Raw genomic sequence first — 23,833 nt, 5'->3', positions numbered from 1 at the left:
GTCAGACCATGACGAACGTGACAGAGAGCCTCACCGCCTCTCGCACCGTCGACGCTGACCTCCCGACCGGGGCCCGTCCGCGTCCGCGGCAGAACGGCCGCCAGAAGAGCCAGACCGTCCTGATCTGGCTCGGGGCCGCGGCGGCGACCGTCCTGGTCGTCCTCGCCCTGATGTTCCACGCTCAGGGCGGGCGCTGGTTCATCGTCCAGACGCCGTCGATGGGCACGGCCGCCCCCGTCGGGACCCTCGTCCTCACCACCCCCGTCGAGGTCGCCGATCTGCACACGGGCGACGTCCTGACGTTCCACCCGCCGACCGAGACCGGCGAGGTCTTCACGCACCGCATCGTGGCCATCGACGCCGACGGGATCTCGACCCGCGGCGACATCAACGGCGCGACCGACCCGTGGCGCCTGCACCAGGCCGACCTCGTCGGCAAGACCACCACGATCCTCCCGATGGCCGGCTGGCTCGTCCGCGCCCTGCCGATCCTCCTGGTCGGAGCCGCCTTCGTCCTGATCGCGACCCGCCTGATCGCGAACCCCGCTCGTCGCATGTCGTTCCGCATCCTGGGCTTCTCGATGCTCGCCTCGCTGACCGTCTACGTGCTCAAGCCGTTCGTCGGCCTGGTCGTCCTGACCACCGCCGCCACGAAGACCGGCGGCGTGAGCGCCCAGATCGTGTCGACCGGGATCCTGCCGATCACCGCCACCGCCAAGGGCGGCACCAGCGTGGACCTCCACGCCGGAGAGGTCGGGACCCTCACCGTCCGCCACATCACCGACCTCGCCCACTACAGCGTGTCGAGCCAGCTGCACCTGACCCTGCCCGAGTGGATCCTGTTCGGAGTCATCTGCGCGATCCCGATGCTGTTCACGTTCGTCGTGGGGCTGCCGTCGGAGCGGGTCGAAGACGGGGAGGCGGCTGCGGCTGCTGCTGCCCTGGCCTCTTCCGCCGACCGCTCAGGAGACGTCGCGTGACCACCCCCTTCCGCGTCGCCGCGATCGTCGGCGCCCTCGCTGCGGCCACGCTCGCCCTCAGCGCCGCCCTCGTGCCCGGCTCGAGCGCCGGCTTCATCGCCTCCGTCAAGAACAGCACCGACACCGCGGCGACCGCCCCCTTCTTCACCTGCGCCGGAGCCCTCGCCAACGACAGCGCTCCCGCCCTCTTCGTCCTCCCGCTGAACGAGGCGTCGAACGCCACGACGGCGACCGACACCGACTCCGGCGCCTACCCCGGCACCTACCGCGGCAGCATGACCACCTCGACGTCCACGCCGCAGGCCTGCTCGCGCGACACCGGCGGCGCGTACGTCCTGAACGGGTCGACCAGCTACGTCTCGACGGCGACGTCGTTCGCGAACCCGCAGACCTTCAGCGAGGAGATCTGGTTCAAGACGACGACGGCCGGCGGCAAGCTGATCGGCTTCGGCTCGTCTCAGACCGGCGCCTCGGGCTCGTACGACCGCCACCTCTACGTCGACACGACCGGCAAGCTCGTCTTCGGCACCTACAACGGGGCCACGAAGACGATCACGTCGACCGCGGCCGTAAACGACGGCGCCTGGCACCAGGCCGTCGGAACCTTCTCCACCGCCGCCGGCATGAGCCTCTACCTCGACGGGACGCTCGTCGCCTCCAACTCGACCTACACGGTCGCCCAGAACTTCACCGGCTACTGGCGCATCGGCTACGACTCGCTCTCCGGCTGGCCGAACGCCGCGGCGAACGGCTTCTTCACCGGGAGCCTCCGCTTCGCCAGCGTCTACACGGCCGTCCTCACGCCGGCGCAGGTCGCGCAGCATTGGAACGCGGGCCGCTAGCGCGGGAGTGCGCGGGGTCGGCGCCGGCGGCCGCGCCGCAACTCAGGCGTTCTGGGCGCGCCCGGGCCAGCCGCCCCGCGTTCCTGCGCCCGCGTGGCCAGAACTCCTGACGCGCGCGCGACCACCCGCCGCGAGCGGCCCGCCCGGGACCGGCGGCCATACGCACCCGACGGCGCCCACTCCCCCACGGCGCCCGCGCGTTCTCGCCGTCGAGAGTGCACTCGTTGTCGCCCAGCCGCCCACCAGAGACAGCGAGCGCACTCTCGGCGCGCTCGCGCCGGCGGCCGCGCCGCGACTCAGGCGTTCTGGGCGCGCCCGGGCCAGCCCCTAGAGCGCCGCGATCCGCCACGACGCGGTGTGCGTCGCGCCCGGCTCCAGCCGCACGAGGTCGGTGCCCGACGTGAATGCGTCCGGCGGGCAGGTCATCGGCTCGACAGCGAGGCCGATGCGCGAGATCTCAGGAGCGTCATCACGATCGGCCGTGTGCACCTGAACCCAGGGCAGCTCGGTTCCCCACGCCATCTCGACGCCGGTTCCGTCGGCTGCGCGCACCCGCACGGCCGCCGTGCCGGTCGCGTCGCGCGCAAGGTCGGTGAAGGCGTGGTCGATGAAGACGTCGTCGATCGCCCGGGCCTTGCGGAAATCGAACTCGGGGTGATCGGCCACGCCGCGCGTCTCAGTCGGGATCAGCCGGTCGGGCGTCACCTCGAGCACGGTCGCCGCCGGGAGCTCGAGCGTCCAGTCGTCGACGTGTCCCGGGCCGGCGATCAGGTACGGGTGCGGCGCGGTGCCGTACGGGGCGGCCGACGTTCCTGCGTTGACAGCCGTGACGGTCGTCGAGAGGCCGTCGTCGCCGAGCGCGTAGGCGACCTGAACCCGCAGCGGGAACGGGTAGCCGTCGCTCGGCACGACCTCGGCCTCGAAGACGGCCTCGCGATCGGTGGCCTCGATGATCTCGAAGCGGGTCCAGACGAGGAGCCCGTGCAGGGCGTGCCCGCGCTTCGGCTCGGTGAGCGGCAGCTGGTACGAGACGCCGTCGAACGCGTAGACGCCGTCGACGACGCGGTTCGGCCAGGGCGCCAGGATCGCGCCGCGGTACGCGGGCCGCACCTCGTCGGCGTCGAACGGCACGACGAGATGGCGGCCGTCGACGGTCAGCTCGCGGAGGGTGGCTCCGACGCTGGCGATCGTGGCGGAGTACGCGCCGTGGGTCAGCACGACCTGGGCTCCGGAAAGGGGGGTGGGGTTCGTCATCGAATGGTGCCGTTCTGGATCGGAGTGGGTGCGGAGATCAGGCTATCGGTGCCGTCGAGGCCCGGACGATCAGCTCGTGGTCGGCGACGACCGACACGAATCCTGATTCCGGCGCCGGGTCGGCGATGCGGGCCACGAGCAGGTCGACGGCGGTGCGCGCGATCTGGGCGCGGCCGGGCGACATGGTGGTCAGGTCGGGGTGCGCGAAACGGGCATCGGCGGTGTCGTCGATCCCCATGACCGCCACGCGCGCAGGAACTGGCAGCCCCCGTCGCAGGACCGCGTACAGCGCCCCCAGCGCGAGTGCGTCGTTGAACCCGAGCACGGCGTCGAAGGCGAGCCCGGAGTCGAGCGCGGCAGCCGTCGCAGCCGCGCCGGCGTCACGACTCCACGCCGGCACCTCGCGCAGGAGCTCCTGATCGGCCGGCAGCCCCGCGGCGGCGAGGGCGGCCTCGACGCCCTCGCGCCGCAGTGTCGCGGTGTGCGTCGCGATGCCGCTGGCACCCAGCACCAGGATCCGGCGCCGCCCGATCGAGATCAGGTGCTCGGTGGCAGCCCGGGCGACCTCGTGGTCGGCGATCAGGACATGGTCGGCCAGCCCCTCGAACTGCCGCTCGCCGATCACCACGAGCGGCAGCCCGGCACCGGGCTCAGGAAGGTCGTCCGGCCCGAGCGCGAGGGGGTCGACGATCGCGCCGTCGACCAGCTGACGCTGGTCGCCGGTCAGCGCCGCGAGCTCCCGCACGCGGTCGCCGCCGGTCGTCTCGACGAGCACCGTCAGGTCGTGCACGGCGGCCGCGTCGATCACCTCCTGCGCCAGCTCGGCGAAGTAGGCCTGGTCGAGCTCGGGCACGATGAGCGAGATCATCCCCGTTCGGCGAGTGCGGAGCCGCCGCGCCGACAGGTTGACGCGGTAGCCGAGCTCGGCCACGGCGGACTCGATCCGCGCACGCGTCTCAGGACGCATGTACGGATAGCCGGTGAAGAAGTTCGACACCGTCTTGACCGAGACACCGGCCCGGACGGCGACGTCGCGCATGGTGGCGGGCACGGGTCTGCTAGGCCTTCGCCAGGCGCACCACGTTCCAGCTCAGGGGCGGGAGCACGACGCTCAGGACGCTGCCGTCCCAGCTCGTGTCGCCGTTCGCGACCGGGGCGACACTGTCGGCCGTGTCGACGGTGACCGTGAGGTACGGGTCGGGGTTGTGCAGCGTCGTCGCCTCGACGAGGCGGACCGAGCCAAACGCACGGGTGTCGACGGCGACGGTCAGCGACTCGGTGAGCGAGCGGTTGATGGCGAAGACCGCCACGTCTCCCGACTCGGGGTCGTGCGTCGCGACCGCGTCGAGCGACGGGACCTCGCCGAACTTGGCGGTCTCGACCTCGGGCGACTGCAGCTCGACGCGCAGGACGTCGCCGCGCGCGTGGGCCGATGCCTGGGCGAACGGGTGGAAGGTCGTCTGCTTCCAGCTGCGGCCGCCGGTCTCGGTCATGATCGGGGCGATGACGTTGACGAGCTGAGCGAGGCTGGCGCTCACGACGCGGTCGGAGTGCCTGAGCAGCGAGATCAGGAGCCCGCCGACGACGACGGCGTCCGCGACGCTGTACTGGTCTTCCAACAGCACGGGCGCGACCGGCCAGTCGGTCGGGTTCTTGCTCGCCTCGCCGTCGAGGTACCAGACGTTCCACTCGTCGAACGAGATGTTGATGCGCTTCTTCCGCTTCATGGCGGCGCGGGTGTGGTCGACGCTGGCGACGACGTCGTCGATGAAGTGGTCCATGCCGACGCCCGAGGCGAGGAAGCTGCCGAGGTCGCCGTCCTTCTCCCAGTAGTAGGCGTGCATCGAGATCAGGTCGACCTCGTCGTACGTCTCCTCGAGCACCTCGCGCTCCCAGGTGCCGAAGGTCGGCATCTCGGCGCCGGAGCTGCCGCAGGCCACCAGCGTGAGGTCGGGGTCGACGAGGCGCATCGCGCGCGCCGTCTCGGAGGCGAGGCGGCCGTACTCCTTCGCCGTCTTGTGGCCGATCTGCCACGGGCCGTCCATCTCGTTGCCGAGGCACCAGAACTTGACGTCGTAGGGGTCGGCCGAGCCGTTCTTCCTGCGGAGGTCGGAGTGGAACGAGCCGCCGGCGCCGTTCGTGTAGTCGAGAAGGTCGACGGCGTCCTGAACGCCGCGCGTCCCGAGGTTGACGGCCATCATCGGCTCGACGCCGGCCTTCTTGGCCCAGCGCATGAACTCGTCGACGCCGACGAGGTTCGGCTCGGTGGAGTGCCAGGCGAGGTCCTTGCGCACCGGGCGGTCAGCGACGGGGCCGATTCCGTCTTCCCAGCGGTAGCCCGAGACGAAGTTGCCGCCGGGGTAGCGCACGGTCGAGATGCCGAGCTCGCGAACGAAGTCGATGACGTCGCCGCGGAAGCCGTCGGCGTCGGCCGTCGGGTGGCCCGGGTCGTGGATGCCGCCGTAGACGCAGCGGCCGAGGTGCTCGACGAAGGTGCCGAAGGTGTTGCGCGAGACAGGCGCGACCACGAAAGACGGGTCGAGGGCGAGGCGGGCGTGCGGCATGTGATCTCTCCTAGGGGTTACATCGTTGTAACGGCTATCTTCTACAACGATGTACTACCGAGTCAAGGGAGCGCAGGAACTCGGCCCCGCCGTCCCGCCGGCCGCCGCCGCGCGCTCAGCCCCGCCGGCCCCGCCGGCCCGCCCGCCGCCGCCGCGCGCTCAGCCCCGCCGAAGCGGCACACCCCCGCCGTCGCGCCGGAGGGGCCGTGCCGATTCGACGGGTAGGAACGACACGACACCCCGCCGAAACGACGAAGGCAGGCCCCACGGGGCCTGCCTTCGTGCGGATCGTGCGGGGGTGTCAGACCGTGACGGTCGCGAGCACCTCGTCGAGGAGCGCGGACGCCTCCTCGTCGGTGGACTTCTGCGCGAGCGCCAGCTCGGAGATGAGCACCTGACGGGCCTTGAGGAGCATGCGCTTCTCGCCGGCCGAGACGCCGCTGTCCTGGTCGCGGCGCCATAGGTCGCGAACGACCTCGCTGACGCTGTAGACGCTGCCGCTGCCCATCTTCTCGGTGTTGGCCTTGAAGCGGCGCGACCAGTTGCCGGGCTCTTCGACGTGGTCGCTGCGAAGCACGTCGAACACCGCCTCGACGCCCTTGGCGTCGATGACGTCGCGGACGCCGACCAGATCGACGTTGTCGACCGGGAGCTCGATCATCAGATCGCTGGCGTGGACGTTCAGGGTGATGTATTTCTTCTCAGCGCCCTTGATGGTGCGGGTCTTCACCGCGGTGATCGTGGCGGCGCCGTGGTGGGGGTACACGACGGTCTCCCCTACTTCGAAAATCATCTAGTCGTGCCTCTGTTCTCTTTACGTATCGTGAAGCGGCTTTAGGCCGATGGCACTTCTCGTCGAGAGTGCGGACCAATGCCGGGCATCATCTCGGCAGTCTTACTATTCTACCCGATTCAGGGGTTGTATGATGCCGCGGTTCTGGCCACCCGTGCGCCGACGGCGAAACGCCTCTCGGCAGCCGCACCCGAACGCGCCAGCCACCTGCCGCATCGGGCTCGCCCGGCCTCGCCCGTCAGCCCAGGACGAGCACCAGCAGCACGACGTTCAGGCCGATGAGCGCGACCGCGGCCACAGCGGCCATTGCCGACGTCCACCACCGGTTCGCGAGGTCGCCCATGATCGCCTTCGACGCCGTGAAGATCACCAGCGGCACGATTGCGAACGGGATTCCGAACGAGAGCACGACCTGGCTGATGACGAGCGCCCAGGTCGGGTCGACGCCGAACGCCAGGAGGGCCAGCGCGGGCAGGAGAGTGACGACTCGGCGGTAGAGGATCGGCACCCGCACGTGCAGGAGCCCGTGCATGATCTCCGAGCCCGCGAAGGCGCCCACCGACGTCGATGCCAGCCCGGAGGCGAGCAGCCCGATGGCGAAGAGCGTCGCGACGACCGGTCCGAGGTTGGCCAGGAGCGCCTGGTACGCGCCCTCGAGCGTGTCGGTGCCGGCCACCCCGCGCAGGGTTCCGGCGGCCACGAGCAGGATCGCGACGTTGACCGTGCCGGCGACGACGAGCGCGATCGTCACGTCGATCTTCGTCGCACGCAGCAGGCGCGGCTTCGTGACGAGCGTCCCGTCGAACCGGTCGCGGGCGAGAGCGGAGTGCGCGTAGATCGCGTGGGGCATGATCGTCGCGCCGAGGATCGACACGGCGAGCAGGACCGACTGCGATCCCTCGAACCTCGGCACGAGGCCGCCGGCGACGCTCGCCCACTGCGGCGGGGCGACGACCAGGCCGGCGCAGAAGCCCACGGCGATCAGCACCACCATCGAAGTGACGACCCGCTCGAAGACCTGGGCCCGGCCGCGGCTCTGCAGCAGGAGCAGGCAGAGCGAGACGATTCCGGTGAGGAGCCCGCCGATCAGGAGCGGGATGTCGAACAGGAGCCCCAGCGCGATGGCGCCGCCGATCACCTCGGCCACGTCGGTCGCCATGGCGACGACCTCGGCCTGCAGCCAGTACGCCCGACGCAGCCACGCGCCGGGAAGCCGGCGTCCCAGGATCTCGGGCAGCGAGGCGCCGGTGGCGATGCCGAGCTTCGCCGACAGGTACTGGATTAGCCAGGCGGTGGCGTTGCCCGCGATGACGACCCACACCAGCAGATAGCCGAAGAGCGCGCCCGCGGTCATGTTGCTGGCGACGTTGCCAGGGTCGAGGTAGGCGACGCCCGCGACCAGGGCGGGCCCGAGCAGAGCGACGACGCGCTGCTGCGCCGGAACTCGTGTCGCTTCGATGGTCATTCGGCCTCCGGGGTGGACTTCACAGAGTAGGGCAGGCCACCGACGCGCGAGGTGTTCCTGAGACAATGGCCGCATCATGTCGATCAGCCGCCGGGTCTTCCTCTCCGCCTCCGTGACGGGGGCGGGGGTCCTGGTGCTCGCGGCGTGCTCCGATCCGACGCCGGCGCCGTCCTCGACGCGCACTCCGGCCCCGACCGCGACGCCCACGGCGACGGGCGCGCCCGGAGTGAAGCCGAGCGCCTTCCGCCGGAGCTCCTGGGGCACCGACCCCTACGCCTTCGGCTCAGGAAGCGTCCTGACCGACGCGTCGACCGACACCGACCGGCAGCGCATCGCCTCCCCCCTCGACGACAAGCTCTTCTTCGCCGGGGAGGCCGTCGCCGCGACCTACCCGGGCACGCTCGCCGGCGCCCGCGAATCAGGACTCGACGCCGCCCGCCAGGTCGCCGGCATCGCGTCCGCAGGCGAGCGCATCGCCGTCATCGGCGCGGGCATGGCCGGCGCCACGGCCGCTCGCGACCTGGCCGACCGCGGCTTCGACGTCGTCGTCGTCGAGGCGCGCCACCGCGTGGGCGGCCGCATCGCCTCCTACGAGTCCGACCAGTGGCCCATCGACGCCCAGCTCGGCGTCGCGACCCTCTCGGGTCAGGGGGCGCAGGAACTCGAGGCGGTCCTGACCGCGGGCGGCGTCACCACGGTTCCGTTCAGCGCCTCGCCGGCGGCCCGGTCCGGCGCGAAGGCCACGCCCTTCCCCGCGACGTCCGCCGTCGAGGCGGCGCTCGCCCAGGCATCGCGCTGGGCCGACACCCGCAGCGCCGAGTACTCCGTGGACGCCGCCGTCACTGGCTCGCGCGCCGGGTCGAAGCTCTCGGCGACGGCCGACGGCAGCGGCGTCTCGAACGCCGACCGTCTGGCCTTCCTGCTCGACGAGGTGCTGCCGGCCCGGTTCGGCCTGGACCCCGACGCGCTGTCGGCGCGCGTGCTCGCCGAGGCGTCGGCTCCGGGCGACTCCCAGCTCGTGACGAAGGGTTTCGCGGCCTACGTCGCCACCCTCCTCGAAGACCTCGACGTGCTCCGAGGCAGCAACGTCACCCAGATCGACTACGGCAACCAGGGGGTCGGACTCCGTCTCGTCACGGGCGAGTCGCTGTCGGCCGATCGCGTCATCTCCACGATCCCCCTGGGCGTCCTGAAGCAGAAGAAGATCGTCTTCGAGCCCGAGCTGCCGGTGGCCAAGCTCGATGCCATGGACCGCCTGGGCGTCGGCGTCCAGGACGTCCTCTGGCTGCGCTTCGACCAGCGCCTGTGGTCGACCGATGCCACCGTCTGGGCGATCCTCGACGACTCGGCGACCTACCGCCTCTGGCTGAACCTGGAGCCGTCGACCGGATTCCCGATCCTGGTGGCGCTCATCGGGGGCGACGACGCGATCGCCGCCGAGAAGCTGTCGGACGGCGACGCCGTCGCACAGGCGCTGTCGGACGTCGCGGCCTACCTCGACGTCGTGCCCGCGACGGCGTCCCCGACGCCGTCGGCGACCCCCGCGCCCTGAGGTGCGGCGGGCCGGGGAGTTCCTGCGCCCGGTCTGCGGTGTCTCGTCAGGTGCCACGGGCGCGCGTGGCTCAGGCCGATGAGCGCCGACGCGACCGCCAGGAAGATCACGAGCACGATCGCGTTGTAGAGCCGGAACTGCTCGGGGCTGACCTGCGCCGGGTCGAGGAAGAAGTAGGGGTACCAGCGGACGTCTCGGCCGCGCTCCAGCGTGAAGAAGCCCCAGACGAGCGGGAACGGCAGCACCAGCCAGAGGGTGCGCCAGCGCACCGGCGTGCGGCCGGGCGCCAGCACCCAGTCGAGCAGCACGTAGCCTGAGAGCCAGAAGTGCAGCACCTGGCTCGACGTCGGGAACGCCAGCGAGTAGTGGTGGGCCGCCGACTGCGTGACGATCACGCCGAACACGATCCCCGAGACGATCACGTAGGTCGTGACGATCGCGTGGACGACGGCGAACCAGCGCGGATCCAGGCGGCCGCGGAAGGTCAGGACTCCGGAGACGGCGAGCACCGCGACGTTCGCCATGGCGCTCTGCTGCGTGAAGTAGCTGAAGTAGTTGAGGGTCGCGAACGTAGAGAACCCGAGGACGTACTGGAAGTTGGCGATCAGAGCAGCGACGGCGACGGCGGCCGCGACCAGGCGGAGGAGCCCGGAGATCCGGAAGTCGAGGGAGGTTGTCACCGCACCACCCGCCTCTGCTCGACCGCGCTTCGCATCCGAACGAGAGTACCGAGATTGCCGCAGAGCGGCGTTCAGGACGGCGAGCGCTCCTCGTCGGCGTTGAACCGCTCGAGGCCCGCCGCGAGGTCGTCGATCTCGTCGTCGCTCCATTCGGACAAGCGCCGCTCGAGCTCGTCGTGGTTGGCGCGGATCGATCGGTCGAGCAGTTCGCGGCCCCGCTTCGACAGCGTCAGGACCTGCCCGCGCGACGTCTGCTCCGCGGTCACGGCACCCACCTCGATCAGGCCGATCGCCTGGAGGTCGCCGACCTGGCGTGAGACGGTCGAGCGGTTCAGCCGCATGGCGCCGGCGATGTCGATCGCGCGGCACTCGGGAGTCCCGTCGATGAAGTTGAGAAGCGTGTGCTGCACGAGAGTGAGCGGCTCGGCGGTGCGGCGGCTGCGAGCGGAGGCACGGCGCGAGATGGTCTGCAGCTGCGTGTAGACGGCCTGCATTCGATCCTCGCGTCGGGTACTCACGCCCACGAGTTTAACGATCGGGTGTACTGTACACCTGTGTTGCACTATGCAACATTATGACTTCGCCGCTCGACGGCGCACCCCTCCGCTGCAGAAAGGACCCCGTGTCCACACCGACCCACGCCCTCCGGGAGGTCGCCCTCCGCCCGGGCCACCCCCACTCCCACCGCCTCCCGGAGGCGCCGAGGCCGGCCCGCCCCGGGCCCCGCCTGTTCTTCGGCACGCCCGTGGCCGTCTTCAAGGCGTTCGGCGTGGCGATCCTGGTACCGCTCTTCCTCGGCGCGGGCATGACGCTCGCGTACCTGGGCGCGTTCCACCAGCCCACCCCGCACGACCTCCCCGTCGCCGTCGTCGGCACCAGCGCCGAGACCAAGGTCTTCGCGCAGACGCTCAGCGACGGCGCGGACGGCCAGCTCGCCGTGCGGACCGTGGCGTCCGATCAGGAGGCCCGACGCCTGATCACCGACCGCACCATCACGGCCGCCTACGAGGCGAAGGCCGACTCCGCGACTCTCCTCATCTCGTCCGCCGCCTCCGAGACCACCGCCGAGGTGACGCAGAAGGTGTTCCTGCCCATCGCCTACGAGCAGAAGCTCCCGTTCACGGTCGACGACGTGGTCCCCGCCGCCCAGCACGACTCCACGGGCCAGGGGCTGTTCTTCCTGCTCGTGGGGCTCAGCGTCGGCTCGTACGCCACCGCCGCGGCCGTCGCCGCCTTCGCCTCGCGCCTGGGCATCCGGTGGTCGCTCGTCACGGCCGGCGTCATGTCGGCCGTCATCTCAGGCATCGCGGTCACCGTCGCAGGCCCTATCTTCGGCGTCCTCGGCCACTTCGTCTGGGCCACCTGGCTGCTCGGCTGGCTCTATTCGGCGGCGATCGTCCTGATCGGCGTCGGCCTGCACCCGGTGCTCCGCCACTGGACGACGGCCGCGCTCACCATGCTTTTCGTCATGTTCAACTTCACGTCGTCGGGCGGCATCTTCGCGGTGCAGCTCATGCCCGGCTTCTTCGCCGCCCTCCACGGCTTCTGGAACGGCGCCGCCTGGCTCGACGCCGTCCAGACCCTTCAGTACTTCTCAGGACAGTCGTTCGGCTGGGACGTCCTGCGCCTCGGCATCTGGGCCGCTGTGGGCCTCGCGCTGACGCTGGTCACGCACCTGGCGAGCCGGCGCCGCACCCGCCTGGCCGACGAGCGGGTCGCCGTGCGCGAAGAGGAGCAGGTCGTCGCCGCCTGACCCCGGAGAGCGGCACGGACGCAGGAACTCCGCCCGGCCGGAGCGCGCCACCCGGTGGCGGGCGCCTCGGCCGCGCGGAGTTCCTGCGCTGGTGACGGGTTCAGCTGGAGAGGTCGTAGACGGTGTAGCCGCCCACGGTCTTCGCCGTGTAGTTGGCCGCGACCCAGGCCGCGATCTTCGACGCCGACGACGACGAGCCCGTGCCGCCGCCCATGCCGCCGCCGCCCGAGACGTAGTAGCCGATGGCGCCGGACTTCACGTACGCCTCGAACTCGGCGAGGGTGGGCGTCGGGTCGTCCGACCAGCCGCCGATCGCCATGACCGCCTGGCCGCTCGACAGCTCGAGCGTCGCCGCGGACTGATCGTTGTCGATCGCCGCCGCCCAGCGCGCCGTGCTCTTCTTCAGGAGCGTGTCGAGCGCTGTCGACGACGCGGCGCCGGAACTGCCGACCCCCTGCGTCGAGGTTCCCGAGTCGGCGGTGCCGCTGTCGCCGGTGCCGTCACTCGTGCCGCTCTCGCTGCCGCTGCCGTCTGTCGTGCCGCTGCCGCCGCTGGCCTCGCCGCCGGTGCTGCCGCTGCCGCCCGGGGGCGTGCCGCCGAAGCCGCCCGACGGGGCCTCGCCGCCGCTCGCACCGCCGTTCGGCGGGGTGCCGCCGCCCGTGCCGCCGCCCATCCCGCCGCCGGTGCCGCCGCCACCTCCGCCACCGCCGAAGCCGGAGGTGGTGGACGACGATCCGACGCTCGGGATCGAGCCGGTGTGGCCGACCGACGCCGTCGCCAGGGCGTAGGCGCCCGACCCGCCGAGGGCGAAGAGCGTTCCCGTCAGGACGGCTGCGACGGTCACGCGGTGCCAGGCCGCGATCGACCCGACGACGAGCGCGATTCCTGACACGACAGCACCCGCGAGCACCACCCACTTGAGCCAGGGCAGCCAGGTGGCGTTCTCGGACAGCAGGTGGAACGACCACGCGCCCGTTCCTGCGACCGCGACAGCGAGGCCGAGTCGGCCGACCCACGTGGTGCGCATCCGCCAAAGCAAGGCGCCGCCGATGCCGACCAGGCCCGCGATCGCCGGGGCCAGGGCGACCGTGTAGTACGGGTGGATCGTGCCGCTGGTGAAGCTGAAGACGAGGCCGGTCACGACGAGCCAGGCACCCCAGAGCACCAGGCCGGCCCGGACCGGGTCGAGGCGCGGGCGCCGCCCGGCGACCACGATGCCGAGCACCAGAAGCAGCAGGGCCGCCGGGAGCAGCCACGAGATCTCAAGGCCCATCTCGCTCGAGAACAGCCGATTCAGGCCGGTCGATCCGCCGAAGGAGCCGCCGGCCGTGCCGCCGGTGCCACCGCCGCCCCCGTTTCCTGATCCCGAGCCGAAGAAACGGCCGAGGCCGTTGTAGCCGAAGGCGAGCTCCAGAACGGAGTTGTTCGTCGAGCCGCCGATGTAGGGGCGCGAGTCGGCCGGCCAGAGCGCGACGATCGCGACCCACCAGCCGGCGCCGACGACGACGCCGACCAGGGCGCCGAGCACGTGGAGAAGGCGCTTCCGCAGGAGGGTGGGCGCTGCCATCAGGTACACGGCGGCAAACGCAGGAGCCACGAGCAGGCCCTGGAGCATCTTCGTCAGGAAGGCGAAGCCGAGCACGAGTCCGGCCGCCGCCAGCCACTTCCAGCTCGCCCGGGGCAGGGCGCGCACGACCAAGTAGGCCGCGAGCGTCATCAGGAGCACCAGCAGGGCGTCCGGGTTGTCGAAGCGGAACATCAGCGCCGCGGCCGGCGTGCACGCGAGTGCGAGTCCGCCCACGAGGGCCCCCGCCGCGGACAGGCGCGGACCGAGGGTCGCGAGGCTCCGACGCACGATCGCGAACACGAGGGCGACGCTGGCCACGCCCTCGAGCGCCTGCGGCACGAGGAGGCTCCACGAGCTGAAGCCGAAGATCCGGGCCGAGATGCCCATCACCCAGAGCGAGGCCGGCGGCTTGTCGACGGTGATGAAGTTCGACGAGTCGAGCGACCCGAAGAACAGCGCCTTCCAGCTCTTCGAGCCGGCCTGCACCGCGGCGGCGTAGAAGCTGTTGGCGGTTCCGCTCTCGGAGAGCCCGACGATGTACAGGAGGGCGGTCGCGATCAGGAGCGCCCAGAGGCTCGGCCGCACCCAGACGGGGTCGGCCTTCCTGCCGAGGAGCGCCCGGGCTGCGAGCGTGCGGTCCCGCGGGGCGGCGTGCCCGGCGATAGGTCCGGCGTGTGCGGTCATGGGGAGTCCTTCTCAGGTCGAGTGGACTCTGAGGATCGCTCCGGGCGCTATGCGCCTCCTATGACAGGCCGATGCGCCTGCTCAGCGTTGCCGGACAGGCGCATCGGTGTTGCGAGACGGCGACTGGCGCGTCGCCGTTCAGGAGGGCTGCGTTACGCGGCGGCGACCTCGGTGGTGGCCGAGACGAGCTTGTCGACGACCTCGCTCAGCTGGCCGACGACCTCGGCGTCGTCCTTCGGGTGCGTCTCCGCGAAGCGGACGACCGAGCCGGGGATCGCGAGCTTGACATCCTCGAGCACCTTGGCGCCGGTGATGCCGAAGGCCTTGCGGGTCTCGTCCTGAGCCCAGACGCCGCCGAACTGGCCGAACGCGGAGCCGATGACGGCGAGGGGCTTGCCGACGAGAGTCGACTCGCCGAAGGGGCGCGAGGCCCAGTCGATGGCGTTCTTCAGGCTCGCGGGGATGGTTCCGTTGTGCTCGGGCGTGACGACGAGCACGGCGTCCGAGGCGCCGATGGCGGCGCGGAGCTTGGCGGCACCCTCGGGCACGGCGCCGTCGACGTCGATGTCCTCGTTGTAGAACGGGATGTGGCCCAGGCCCTCGTGGATCGTCAGCGTGACGCCCTCGGGTGCGACCTGCGCGGCAGCTTCGGCGAGCTGGCGGTTGGTACTGGCGGCACGGAGGCTTCCCACGAGGACGAGGATCGAGGTGTCGGACATGTTTTCTCCTTCAAGAAACGAATTGGATACGAACGCATAAGTCCGCACCCGCCAACGCTATTCCCGTTGCCCGTGACGTAGGGTCATAATCGGCAACACGTGATGTGAATTTCGGCATTCCGAAAAGGTTTCGCCCCGAAAATCACTGTGACACGGTGGTCTCTGCGACGGGCAACCGGCCCGGTCGCGAGTGACCGAGAGAGCCGCCGTGCCCGCACCCCTGATCAGGCGAATCGTCCCGTGTCTCCTCATCGCCTCCCCCGCCATCGTCTTCCGGGTGACCGGGTTCGCGCCCCACCCCGTCGTCGACCTCCTCGTCTTCGGCGGCGCCGTCGTCGCCGCGTCGTTCATGCTCGCCTGGGCCGCCGAGGCCGCCCAGAAAGACATCTCGGGCGCGCTCGCCATCGCGATCCTCGCGCTGATCGCCGTCCTGCCCGAATACGCCGTCGACCTGTACTACGCATTCCGCTCAGGATCCGACCCCGCCTACGAGCAGTTCGCCGCCGCGAACATGACCGGCTCGAACCGCCTGCTGCTCGGCTTCGGCTGGCCGCTCGTCGTCTTCGTCGCTCTCTTCGCCGCCCGCCGTGCCGCAGCCTCCCGCCGCGCCTCAGGCACTGTCGTGCCGAAGTACCTCGACCTGCCCGGCTCGTCGCGCCTCGACGTGGGCGTCCTCGCCATCGTCGCGGTCCTCGCCTTCGTCATCCCTGCGAGCGGCGAGATCGCCCTCTGGTTCGGCGTCATCCTGATCCTGATCTTCGGCGCATACCTCTGGAAGGCCGGCCGGGCCGCCGACGACGGCGAGGAGGACTTCGTCGGCACAGCCGCGCACATCGCGAACCTGCCCGCCCCGCGGCGCAAGGTCGTGTTCGTCGGCATGTTCGTCGTCTCGGCGGCCATCATCCTGTCCAGCGCAGAGCCCTTCGCCGATGCGCTCGTGCAATCAGGGTCGAGCCTCGGCATCGACAGCTACTTCCTCGTTCAGTGGCTCGCGCCGCTCGCGACCGAGGCTCCGGAGTTCATCGTGGCCGTCCTGTTCGCGCTGCGAGGCCAGGGCGCAGCCGCCATCGGAACGCTCATCGCCTCGAAGATCAACCAGTGGACCCTGCTCGTCGGATCCCTCCCCATCGCCCACGCGCTCGGCGGCGGCGGTACGGCGCTCCCCCTCGACGGACGCCAGATCGAGGAGTTCGTCCTGACCGCGTCGCAGACTGTGATGGGCGTCGCGATCATCGTCGCGCTGCGCTTCCACCGCTGGGCCGCGATCGCGCTGGTCGCCCTGTTCGCCGTGCAGTTCTTCGTGACCGACGAGACCGGTCGATACGTCCTGAGCGCCGTGCACATCGTCGTCGCGATCGTCGCCCTCTGGATCCACCGACGCGACATCCTTCCGACGATCACGGCGCCGTTCCGCACGTCGGCCGCCCTTGCGGAGGGCCCCGCCGAGCGCGAACTGGAAGGCGCGGGCAGCCGCTAGCGCGGCCCCTCAGAGCGCCGCCCCTCGCGTTCCGGCCCACGATCGGGACTCCGCACCATGAGATCCGTTGGTGCGGAGTCCCGATCGTGGTTTCGCGGGGGTGCCCGGTGCGCCCGTCAGGCGAATCGCACCGGTGCGGCCCGGGCAAGGGGGCCGCGCGGCGCCGACGCGCCAGAATGCCTGAGTTGCTCGAGGGCACGCGCGCAGGAACTCCGGCCAGCCCTCAGACAGCCACCCAGATGGCGCCGGCGGCGACGTTCGCGAGCTCGACCGCGTTGCCGTCGCCGACCGCGACGGCGAGGCTCCCGGCGAAATCGTGCCGCTCGACGACGCGGACGCGCGTGCCCACCGCGACCGCCAGAGTGTCGAGGTAGCGGAGCAGGGCGGGGTCGTGGTCGCTGACCCGGACGACCGTGCCCTCGGAGCCGTCAGGGAGTTCCTGCAGTCGAATGCCCTCGGGGTGCGTCACGGTGCCGTCCGCCGCGGGGATGGGATCGCCGTGCGGGTCGTGGTCGGGAAAGCCGAGCTCCGCGTCGATCTTCGCCAGCAGCCGGTCGGAGATCGCGTGCTCGAGAACCTCGGCCTCGTCGTGCACTTCGTCCCAGCCGTAGCCGAAGTGCTCTACCAGGTACGTCTCGATCAGGCGGTGACGTCGCACGACCTGGACGGCGAGCTGTCGACCCGACCGGGTGAGGGTCGCCCGGCCGTACGGCTCGTAGTCGAGGAAGCCCTCGCGCGCGAGCTTCTTGAGGTTGCCCGAGACGCTGGAGGGGGCGACGCCGAGAACGGCGGCGAGGTCGTTCGTGGTGAGGCCCTCGTTCGACCACTCGTGCGACTTGAAGATGACCTTGACGTAGTCCTCGGTCATCGTTCCCAGGCGTTCTTCCGGCATCCTCAAAGCCTAGGGCGCGGTCGGCCCCGCCGGGTCGGTCTGTCGGTCACGCCGGCGGGCAGAAACAGCTCGGCCCCGCCGATTCGGCTCACCCCCGCCGTCGCGACGGAGGGAGTGTGCCGATTCGGCGGGGCCGAGCGAGATCGCCGGCGGCTCAGTGCGCCATCGGCACCGGCGCGCCCTCGACCACCGGCGGCTTGCGCACGAAGAACGCCGCCGCGATGGACAGCAGCGAGACGATGGCGCCGGCGAAGAACGCCATCTGCACGCCCGCCGCGGTCGCGTCGACCTCGTTCGCCCCGTCGGAGAGTCCCGACGCGATGCCGGTGGAGAGTAGGGTGACGAACAGCGCCGTGCCGACGCCCGCCATCACCTGCTGGACGGTGTTCAGGATCGCGCTGCCGTGCGAGTACAGCTCGGGCTTCAACGAGCCGAGCGACGACGTGAACAGCGGGGTGAAGGTCATCGCGAGGCCGATGCTCAGGATCACATGGACGACCGGGATCATGTAGACCGGGGTGTCGGCGTTGAGGGCCAGCGCCATGGTCCACAGCGCTCCGCTCACGAGGACGGAGCCCGTGATGAGCAGCGCCGTCGGGCCGAACCTGTCGAACAGGCGGCCGACGACCGGCGACAGCACGCCCATGACGATGCCGCCGGGAAGCAGCAGCAGGCCGGTCTCGAGCGTCGGGAGGTGCAGCACGGTCTGCATGTAGATCGGCAGGATGATCAGGGTGCCGAAGAGCGCGATGCTCGAGACGGCGATCATGGCGATCGAGATCGAGAAGTTCTTCGTCAGGAAGGTGCGCAGGTCGAGCAGCGGGGAGCCGCCGCGCGCGAGGCGCGTCTGACGCAGGATGAAGAGGGCGAGAGCGACGACGCCCACGGCGACCGGCACGAGCGGCGGCACCGGCTGGGCTGAGCCGGCCGCGGCCTCGCCGACACCCGACAGGCCGTACAGCAGACCGGCGAAGGCGAACGCCGACAGGATCACCGAGAGCACGTCGAGCGGCACCTTGCGAGGCTCGGTGACGTTCTTCATCTTGACGGCGCCGAGGATCAGCGCGGCGATGGCGATCGGCAGGACGATGATGAACATGAAGCGCCAGCTCAGCGCGCTCAGGATGATGCCCGAGATCGTCGGGCCGATCGCGGGCGCGACCGAGATGACGATCGAGATGTTGCCCATCGTTCGGCCGCGAGCGGCCGGCGGCACCAGCGTCATGGCGGTCGTCATGAGCAGCGGGAGCATGATCGCGGTTCCGCAGGCCTGGACCACGCGGGCGATCAGCAGGATCGAGAACCCCGGAGCGATCGCGGCGATCAGCGTGCCGACGCTGAAGAGCGTCATCGCCATCAGGAACACCTGACGGGTGTGCAGCCGCTGCAGCAGGAAGCCCGTGATCGGGATGACCACGGCCATCGTCAGCAGGAAGCCGGTGGTCAGCCACTGGGCGGTGGCGGCGGAGACCTTCAGGTCGATGATGAGCGTCGGCAGGGCGACGCTCATGATCGTCTCGTTCAGGATGACCACGAAGGCCGAGACGATGAGGAGCCCGATGACCACGCGGTTGCGGGCCGCGTCGTCTTTCGAGAGGGCTGCCGGATCGTGGGCAGGAGTCGAAGCGGTGGCGGCGCCGGCGAGCGGCGTGGAGCGAGTGTCGGTCGTCAAGAGTGAATCCAGTGATCGTGATGGGCGCCGAGGGTGACTGCGGGGCGCTGGCCGCATGAAGGGTCGAACGTGGTGGTTCGGTCAGTATTCCCTCACCCGCCGACATTCACCAGCGGTTCAGGAGAACCCGGTGCCCGCCTCACGGCGCGCACCGGGTTCAGGCCTGAGGACGTCAGACGAGAGCGCCATCCGAGGCGAGCTCGACATCCGCCTCGAGCGGGGTCTGAGTGACCGAGGTGCCGACGTGAAGCTGGAACGCACCGGCCTCGTGCTGCCAGCCGGCATCCCAGTGGGCGAACGCGCGCGCAGGAACGTCGATGACCACCGTCTGGGTCTCCCCCGCCGCGACCACGACCGGCGCGAACCCGGCCAGCCACCGTGCGGGGCGCTCGACGGCGGACTCGCTGCGAGAGAGGTAGGCCTGCACGACCTGCTTGCCCTCGCGCGCACCCGTGTTCGCGACGTCGACCGAGACCGTGAATCCGCCGTCGGCCGCCGCGGTCGCCGTGAGCCCGTCGAGGTTCCACGTCGTGTAGCCGAGCCCGTGCCCGAACTCGAACGCCGGGATGCGTCCGGCCCGCAGCCACGCCCTGTAGCCGATGTGGATTCCCTCGTCGTAGGCGACGAGGCCGTCCTTGGGCGTGACGTCGAGCACGGGCACGTCGCTCAGGGTCTCCGGCCACGTGGTGGGGAGGCGCCCGCCGGGCTCCGCAGCGCCGAACAGCAGATCGGCGAGGGCGTTGCCGTACTCCTGGCCGCCGAAGTAGGTCAGCAGGAGGGCCTTGACGTCGTCGTGCCAGGGCATGACGACCGGCGAGCCGGAGTTGACGACGACGACCGTGTTCGGGTTCGCGGCGAGGACGGCGCGCACGAGGTCGTCCTGACGACCGGGCAGGTCGAGGTCCTTGCGGTCGAAGCCCTCCGACTCGACGCGCGAGTTCGTGCCCACGACGACGATCGCGACGTCGGCGTCCGCCGCCGCGGCGACCGCCTCCGCAATGAGCGCCTCGGGGTCGGAGTTGTCGGCCTCGAGGCCCGCAGTGATGCCGAAGACACCGGCCATCGAGGCGTCTCGGGTCTTCATGTCGAACTCGACCGTCAGATCGACGGGCTCTCCTGCCGCGACGGTGAGCGGCGTGACGATCGACGGCGGGGCCAGGAGGCTCGCGCCGAGGTCCATGCCGCCGGTCTCCTGCGAGGTCTCCTCGTGCACGAGCTCGCCGCCGACAAGGATGCGGCCGTGGCCGACCGCCGCGAAGCCGAACAGCACCTGGCCCGAGCGGGTCGGGGTCCACGTCGTCGACAGCTCCATGCGGTGCGAGGTGTCGATCGGGGCGTCGCCGCCGAAGTAGACGAGCGCGGTGGCGCGGCGGTCCTCGCGGAACATCTCCGTGCCGTCCTCGTCGAGGAAGCGCACCAGCATGCCGGGCTCGGACGTCGACGGGTTGACGATCTCCTCGAGCGGGAGCTCGGCGATGCCCTCCTGCACGACGGCGCCGATCGAGTAGGTGACCTCGGCGTCGGGGAGCGCGGCGGTCAGGCCCTCGAGCGGCGTGACGATCCTCTCGGGGAGGACGGTCGCACTGCCGCCGCCCTGGGTGCGGGCCTGCAGGCCGTTGTGCCCGATGACCGCGACCTTCCTCAGATCGGCGGCGGCCAGCGGGAGGGTCCCGTCGTTGGTCAGCAGCACGCTGCCCGCGGCCTCGGCCGTACGGGCGAACGCGATGCCGTCCTCGGCCGAGACGGGCGCGGCCTGCACGGGGGCGAAGCCCTCGAGCGCGCCGACGCGGGCGGCCAGGCGCAGGATCCGGATCACCTTGCGATCGATCGCCTCCTCCGACACCTCGCCGGCCTCGACGGCGGCGACCAGCGCCGCGCCCCACGGGCCGTCGGGCCCGGGCATGACGAGGTCCTGCGACGCCTTCGCGCTCTCGACCGTGCGGACGGCGGTCCAGTCGCTGATCACGACGCCGTCGAAGCCCCACTCCGAGTTGAGCGGCGTCTCGAGCAGTTCGCTCTCGGTTGCCGTGGTGCCGTTGATCGAGTTGTACGACGACATGACGAGCCAGGCGTGCGCCTCCGTGATGCTCTTCTCGAAGGCGAGCAGGTAGAGCTCGCGCAGGGCACGCTCCGAGACCTCGGTCGAGGCCGTGAAGCGCTCCGACTCGTAGTCGTTGGCGATGTAGTGCTTGGGCGTCGCGCCGACGCCGTTCGCCTGGACGCCCTCGACGTAGGCGGCGGCGAGCTCGGCCGTCAGGACCGGGTCTTCCGAGAACGCCTCGAAGTGGCGACCGCCCAGGGGCGAGCGATGCAGGTTGATGGTTGGTCCGAGCACGACGTCGACGCCCTTGCGGCGAGCCTCGACGGCCGAGGCGGCACCGTAGCGGGCGGCGATGTCGCGGTCCCACGACGACGACAGCGCAGTCGCCGACGGCAGGTTCAGCGACGGCGACCGTTCGTCCCAGACCTCGCCGCGGACGCCCGAGGGGCCGTCCGACACGAGGATGCGGCGCAGGCCGATCTTCTCGATGGGCCAGGTGTTCCAGAAGTCGCGACCGGTCAGCAGCTGGACCTTCTCCTGGAGGGTCAGCTTCGCTGCCAGTTGTTCGAGACGCGCGGTCTCTTCGGCGCTGTCGTACATGTGTGACTCACTTCCTGAATGACGGACCTCCCGTCGACCATACCTCTGAAACCGACCGACGGTAGGTAAGTACTGTGCGGCTAGGGTGATCCCGTGACCAACGACGCTCCACCCCGCCGCTACGCCAAAGGCGATGCGCGCCGGCGCGAGATCCTCGCCGCCGCCCTTCGCGTGATCAGCGAGCGCGGCTACCGCAACTCCTCGCTCCAGGAGATCGCCGACGCGGTCGGCCTGACCAAAGCCGGCGTCCTCCACTACTTCGACTCGCGCGAAGGCCTCCTCGCCGAGGTGCTCCGCGAGCGCGACGCGGCCGATTCGGCCGACTTCACCCCGACCGACGGCGACGTGGTCGAGCTCCTGAGCGGCGCGGTCCGGCACAACCACGAGGTGCCCGGACTCGTCGAGCTCTACTCGCGGCTCGTCGTCGAGAGCGAGTCGCTCGAGCACCCCGGCCACGCCTACATCGGCGAGCGCTACAAAGATCTCGAGACCCGCGTCGGCGAGGCCATCCGCCAGCGGCAGGGCGCAGGAACGGCGCGCACCGACATCGACCCCACCGTCGCCGCGCGGCTCTTGATCGCCCTCAGCGACGGCCTCCAGCTGCAGTGGATGCACGACCGGACCATGGACATGACCGAGGCGTTCGACGCGGCGGTCGCGCTGCTCGCACCTCCGGCGGCGTCCTGAGACGGCGGCGGGGCGCAGGAACCCGAGTTCCTGCGCCCCGCACTGGTCACCTCAGAGGGACCGGCGAGCTGGATCAGGCCGGCACGTAGTTGAACTCGTCGGGGTTCGGGCCGGTGCGCTCGTCCTTGTTGCGCATTGAGATGTCGGTCATGTCGATGTCGGAGAGCTCGAAGTCGAAGATGTCGAAGTTCTCCTTCACGCGCGACTCGGTCACCGACTTCGGGAAGATGATGTCGCCACGCTGGATGTGCCAGCGGAGCGTGACCTGAGCGGGCGACTTGCCGACGTTCTCGGCGATGCGGACGATCGTCGGGTCGTCGAGCACGAGGCCCTGTGCGATGGGCGACCAGGCCTCGGTCGCGATGCCGTGCTCAGCGCCGAAGGCACGGAGGGGCTCCTGCGTCAGGTACGGGTGCACCTCGATCTGGTTCACGGCCGGGGTGACCGTGGTCTCGTTGGCGAGGCGACGGAGGTGGTGCTCCTGGAAGTTCGAGACGCCGATGGAGCGCGAGCGGCCCGAGGCGTAGATCTCTTCGAGGGCCTTCCAGGTCTCGACGAAGTCGCCGACGCCGGGGAGGGGCCAGTGGATCAGGAACAGGTCGATGTGGTCGAGGCCGAGAGCCTCGAGCGTGCCGTCGAACGCAGTGAGGGCGTCGTCGTGGTCGTGGAAGCCGTTGTTGAGCTTCGACGTCACGAAGATCTCGTCGCGGTCGATGCCGGACTCGGCGATCGCCTCGCCGACCTCTTTCTCGTTGCCGTACATCTCGGCGGTGTCGATGTGGCGGTAGCCGACCTCGAGCGCCTTCAGAGTGGCGGCCTTCGTGTCGGCGGGCTCGATCTGGAAGACGCCGAAACCGAGCTGCGGGATCGTGCGGCCGTCGTTCAAGGTAATCGTGGGGACTGCTGAATCGGTCATGGATCCATCGAACACCCCTCGCACTGGTGTCATTCCAGGTTTGACGACACCTAACGAGCCTGGTAACTTGGTCGATGGTGTTCTGAGACGAACCATCTACTCGACTCGCACCCGCACCGACTCGTACTGCTCCTCCCGGGGCACATTCCACCGAGTCCATCCCGTCAGACTTCACAGGCTGACACCAGCACGCCGACACTCGGCGTGTGCGACACACCTGCCTTCCCAGGCCGATCGTTCACCGCGATCCACCCGCCTGGGGGCCGCTGCTCGAAGAGAGCAGAGCCCTGAACGTCAGAGCGTCGCCACCACGCATCGAAAGACCGCACCATGACACAGACACTCAACCTCATCCGCATCGGCGGCACCGTCACCACGGCGCCCGCCCTCACCCACGACAACCTCGTGGAGTTCGTCGTCGTCGACGACAGCTCCCGCGAGTTCCTCGTCCGCCTTCCGCTCGCCGACCTCGGCTCCGAGGTCGCCCCGGGCGCCCACGTCCAGGCCACCGGCGCCGAGGGCTGGGTCGTTCCGGGCCGCGCCTGGCGCGACGAGCCCAGCCGCACCATCCTCCAGGCGCACGAGGTGCAGCTCGGCCACCTGGCCTTCGCGGCCTAGTCGGCTCCTGCCACGAACGGCGCCCACCCCTCGGGGTGGGCGCCGTTCGTCGTCGATGCAGGAGATCCGCCCCGCGG

Annotated in this window: 20 protein-coding genes; 7 read left to right on the top strand and 13 right to left on the bottom strand. The window is 70.5% G+C overall.

From position 1 onward, the window contains the following. Positions 1-8 precede the first annotated feature (8 nt). Positions 9-980 carry a signal peptidase I gene (locus AC07TY_RS07545; RefSeq protein ID WP_494784896.1) on the top strand — a complete coding sequence of 324 codons (972 nt, stop codon included), beginning with the start codon at positions 9-11 and terminating at the stop codon, positions 978-980. After that, positions 977-1,822: a LamG domain-containing protein gene (locus AC07TY_RS07540; RefSeq protein WP_123505346.1), complete on the top strand. Its 846-nt coding sequence runs from the start codon at positions 977-979 to the stop codon at positions 1,820-1,822. The genes AC07TY_RS07545 and AC07TY_RS07540 overlap by 4 nt, the downstream gene beginning before the upstream one ends. Positions 1,823-2,149: 327 nt before the next feature. Here AC07TY_RS07540 and AC07TY_RS07535 read toward each other — a convergent pair whose 3' ends face one another. The 5 genes from AC07TY_RS07535 to AC07TY_RS07515 all read right to left on the bottom strand — a co-directional run bounded on the left by AC07TY_RS07535 (position 2,150) and on the right by AC07TY_RS07515 (position 7,898). After that, positions 2,150-3,076 (bottom strand): aldose 1-epimerase family protein, encoded by a 927-nt coding sequence (locus tag AC07TY_RS07535; RefSeq protein ID WP_494784895.1) that lies wholly within the window; start codon positions 3,074-3,076, stop codon positions 2,150-2,152. A 37-nt stretch (positions 3,077-3,113) separates the two neighbouring features. After that, positions 3,114-4,127, bottom strand: a complete 1,014-nt coding sequence (locus tag AC07TY_RS07530; protein ID WP_494784894.1) for a LacI family DNA-binding transcriptional regulator — start codon at positions 4,125-4,127, stop codon at positions 3,114-3,116. Positions 4,128-4,134: 7 nt separating this feature from the next. Further along, positions 4,135-5,640, bottom strand: a complete 1,506-nt coding sequence (gene arfA, locus AC07TY_RS07525; RefSeq protein WP_494784893.1) for an arabinosylfuranosidase ArfA — start codon at positions 5,638-5,640, stop codon at positions 4,135-4,137. 301 nt (positions 5,641-5,941) lie between these two features. Further along, on the bottom strand, positions 5,942-6,433 hold the full coding sequence (locus tag AC07TY_RS07520) for a CarD family transcriptional regulator (protein ID WP_123505350.1): 492 nt from the start codon (positions 6,431-6,433) through the stop codon (positions 5,942-5,944). A gap of 238 nt (positions 6,434-6,671) precedes the next feature. Continuing rightward, the gene (locus AC07TY_RS07515; protein ID WP_488624590.1) at positions 6,672-7,898 is read right to left on the bottom strand and encodes an Nramp family divalent metal transporter; all 1,227 of its coding nucleotides are present in this window, start codon (positions 7,896-7,898) and stop codon (positions 6,672-6,674) included. Between the two features lie 76 nt (positions 7,899-7,974). Between AC07TY_RS07515 and AC07TY_RS07510 the strand changes: the two genes are divergently transcribed. Beyond that, on the top strand, positions 7,975-9,450 hold the full coding sequence (locus tag AC07TY_RS07510; RefSeq protein WP_494784892.1) for an NAD(P)/FAD-dependent oxidoreductase: 1,476 nt from the start codon (positions 7,975-7,977) through the stop codon (positions 9,448-9,450). Here AC07TY_RS07510 and AC07TY_RS07505 read toward each other — a convergent pair. Next, positions 9,390-10,130, bottom strand: a complete 741-nt coding sequence (locus tag AC07TY_RS07505) for a Pr6Pr family membrane protein (protein ID WP_494784891.1) — start codon at positions 10,128-10,130, stop codon at positions 9,390-9,392. The genes AC07TY_RS07510 and AC07TY_RS07505 overlap by 61 nt on opposite strands. A 71-nt stretch (positions 10,131-10,201) precedes the next feature. After that, a complete protein-coding gene (locus tag AC07TY_RS07500) occupies positions 10,202-10,648 on the bottom strand; it encodes a MarR family winged helix-turn-helix transcriptional regulator (protein WP_494784890.1) in 447 nt (148 codons plus the stop codon). A 104-nt stretch (positions 10,649-10,752) separates the two neighbouring features. On the opposite strand from AC07TY_RS07500, the gene AC07TY_RS07495 reads away from it, so the two are divergent. After that, on the top strand, positions 10,753-11,883 hold the full coding sequence (locus AC07TY_RS07495) for an ABC transporter permease (protein WP_494784889.1): 1,131 nt from the start codon (positions 10,753-10,755) through the stop codon (positions 11,881-11,883). A 100-nt stretch (positions 11,884-11,983) separates the two neighbouring features. Here the strand turns inward: AC07TY_RS07495 and AC07TY_RS07490 are convergent, their stop codons facing one another. Together AC07TY_RS07490 and AC07TY_RS07485 are read right to left on the bottom strand one after the other, a co-directional pair. Continuing rightward, positions 11,984-14,134, bottom strand: coding sequence for a glycosyltransferase family 39 protein (locus tag AC07TY_RS07490; protein ID WP_494784888.1), 2,151 nt, complete (start codon positions 14,132-14,134; stop codon positions 11,984-11,986). 152 nt (positions 14,135-14,286) lie between these two features. Then, complete coding sequence (locus AC07TY_RS07485) at positions 14,287-14,853, bottom strand: NAD(P)H-dependent oxidoreductase (RefSeq protein ID WP_123505357.1); 567 nt, start codon at positions 14,851-14,853, stop codon at positions 14,287-14,289. Between the two features lie 208 nt (positions 14,854-15,061). On the opposite strand from AC07TY_RS07485, the gene AC07TY_RS07480 reads away from it, so the two are divergent. Continuing rightward, entirely contained in the window at positions 15,062-16,330 is a 1,269-nt protein-coding gene (locus AC07TY_RS07480) for a calcium:cation antiporter family protein (protein WP_494784887.1), read from the top strand. A gap of 223 nt (positions 16,331-16,553) precedes the next feature. Here the strand turns inward: AC07TY_RS07480 and AC07TY_RS07475 are convergent, their stop codons facing one another. The 3 genes from AC07TY_RS07475 to AC07TY_RS07465 form a co-directional block, all read right to left on the bottom strand. After that, positions 16,554-17,222 (bottom strand): metal-dependent transcriptional regulator, encoded by a 669-nt coding sequence (locus AC07TY_RS07475; protein ID WP_123505358.1) that lies wholly within the window; start codon positions 17,220-17,222, stop codon positions 16,554-16,556. A gap of 154 nt (positions 17,223-17,376) precedes the next feature. Beyond that, positions 17,377-18,894 (bottom strand): MDR family MFS transporter, encoded by a 1,518-nt coding sequence (locus AC07TY_RS07470; protein WP_494784886.1) that lies wholly within the window; start codon positions 18,892-18,894, stop codon positions 17,377-17,379. Between the two features lie 172 nt (positions 18,895-19,066). Next, positions 19,067-21,535: a beta-glucosidase family protein gene (locus AC07TY_RS07465; RefSeq protein ID WP_494784885.1), complete on the bottom strand. Its 2,469-nt coding sequence runs from the start codon at positions 21,533-21,535 to the stop codon at positions 19,067-19,069. Positions 21,536-21,628: 93 nt separating this feature from the next. On the opposite strand from AC07TY_RS07465, the gene AC07TY_RS07460 reads away from it, so the two are divergent. Then, positions 21,629-22,222 (top strand): TetR/AcrR family transcriptional regulator, encoded by a 594-nt coding sequence (locus AC07TY_RS07460; protein WP_488624598.1) that lies wholly within the window; start codon positions 21,629-21,631, stop codon positions 22,220-22,222. A 73-nt stretch (positions 22,223-22,295) separates the two neighbouring features. Here AC07TY_RS07460 and AC07TY_RS07455 read toward each other — a convergent pair whose 3' ends face one another. Next, complete coding sequence (locus AC07TY_RS07455; protein WP_123505362.1) at positions 22,296-23,138, bottom strand: aldo/keto reductase; 843 nt, start codon at positions 23,136-23,138, stop codon at positions 22,296-22,298. Positions 23,139-23,468: 330 nt separating this feature from the next. Here AC07TY_RS07455 and AC07TY_RS07450 point away from each other — a divergent pair, with 330 nt between their 5' ends. After that, positions 23,469-23,756 carry a hypothetical protein gene (locus tag AC07TY_RS07450; protein WP_488624599.1) on the top strand — a complete coding sequence of 96 codons (288 nt, stop codon included), beginning with the start codon at positions 23,469-23,471 and terminating at the stop codon, positions 23,754-23,756. Positions 23,757-23,833 lie beyond the last annotated feature (77 nt).

This window comes from Frondihabitans sp. GW821-FHT04F02 (assembly GCF_059420045.1).
Note: the sequence above shows the minus strand (reverse complement) of the source record. Positions and strands in the feature narration are given on the sequence as shown.

Coding starts and splice junctions, on each gene's coding strand:
- AC07TY_RS07545 (WP_494784896.1), top strand. CDS start 9: ATGACGAACGTGACAGAGAGCCTCACCGCCTCTCGCACCGTCGACGCT.
- AC07TY_RS07535 (WP_494784895.1), bottom strand. CDS start 3,076: ATGACGAACCCCACCCCCCTTTCCGGAGCCCAGGTCGTGCTGACCCAC.
- arfA (WP_494784893.1), bottom strand. CDS start 5,640: ATGCCGCACGCCCGCCTCGCCCTCGACCCGTCTTTCGTGGTCGCGCCT.
- AC07TY_RS07520 (WP_123505350.1), bottom strand. CDS start 6,433: ATGATTTTCGAAGTAGGGGAGACCGTCGTGTACCCCCACCACGGCGCC.
- AC07TY_RS07515 (WP_488624590.1), bottom strand. CDS start 7,898: ATGACCATCGAAGCGACACGAGTTCCGGCGCAGCAGCGCGTCGTCGCT.
- AC07TY_RS07510 (WP_494784892.1), top strand. CDS start 7,975: ATGTCGATCAGCCGCCGGGTCTTCCTCTCCGCCTCCGTGACGGGGGCG.
- AC07TY_RS07490 (WP_494784888.1), bottom strand. CDS start 14,134: ATGACCGCACACGCCGGACCTATCGCCGGGCACGCCGCCCCGCGGGAC.
- AC07TY_RS07485 (WP_123505357.1), bottom strand. CDS start 14,853: ATGTCCGACACCTCGATCCTCGTCCTCGTGGGAAGCCTCCGTGCCGCC.
- AC07TY_RS07475 (WP_123505358.1), bottom strand. CDS start 17,222: ATGCCGGAAGAACGCCTGGGAACGATGACCGAGGACTACGTCAAGGTC.
- AC07TY_RS07465 (WP_494784885.1), bottom strand. CDS start 21,535: ATGTACGACAGCGCCGAAGAGACCGCGCGTCTCGAACAACTGGCAGCG.
- AC07TY_RS07455 (WP_123505362.1), bottom strand. CDS start 23,138: ATGACCGATTCAGCAGTCCCCACGATTACCTTGAACGACGGCCGCACG.
- AC07TY_RS07450 (WP_488624599.1), top strand. CDS start 23,469: ATGACACAGACACTCAACCTCATCCGCATCGGCGGCACCGTCACCACG.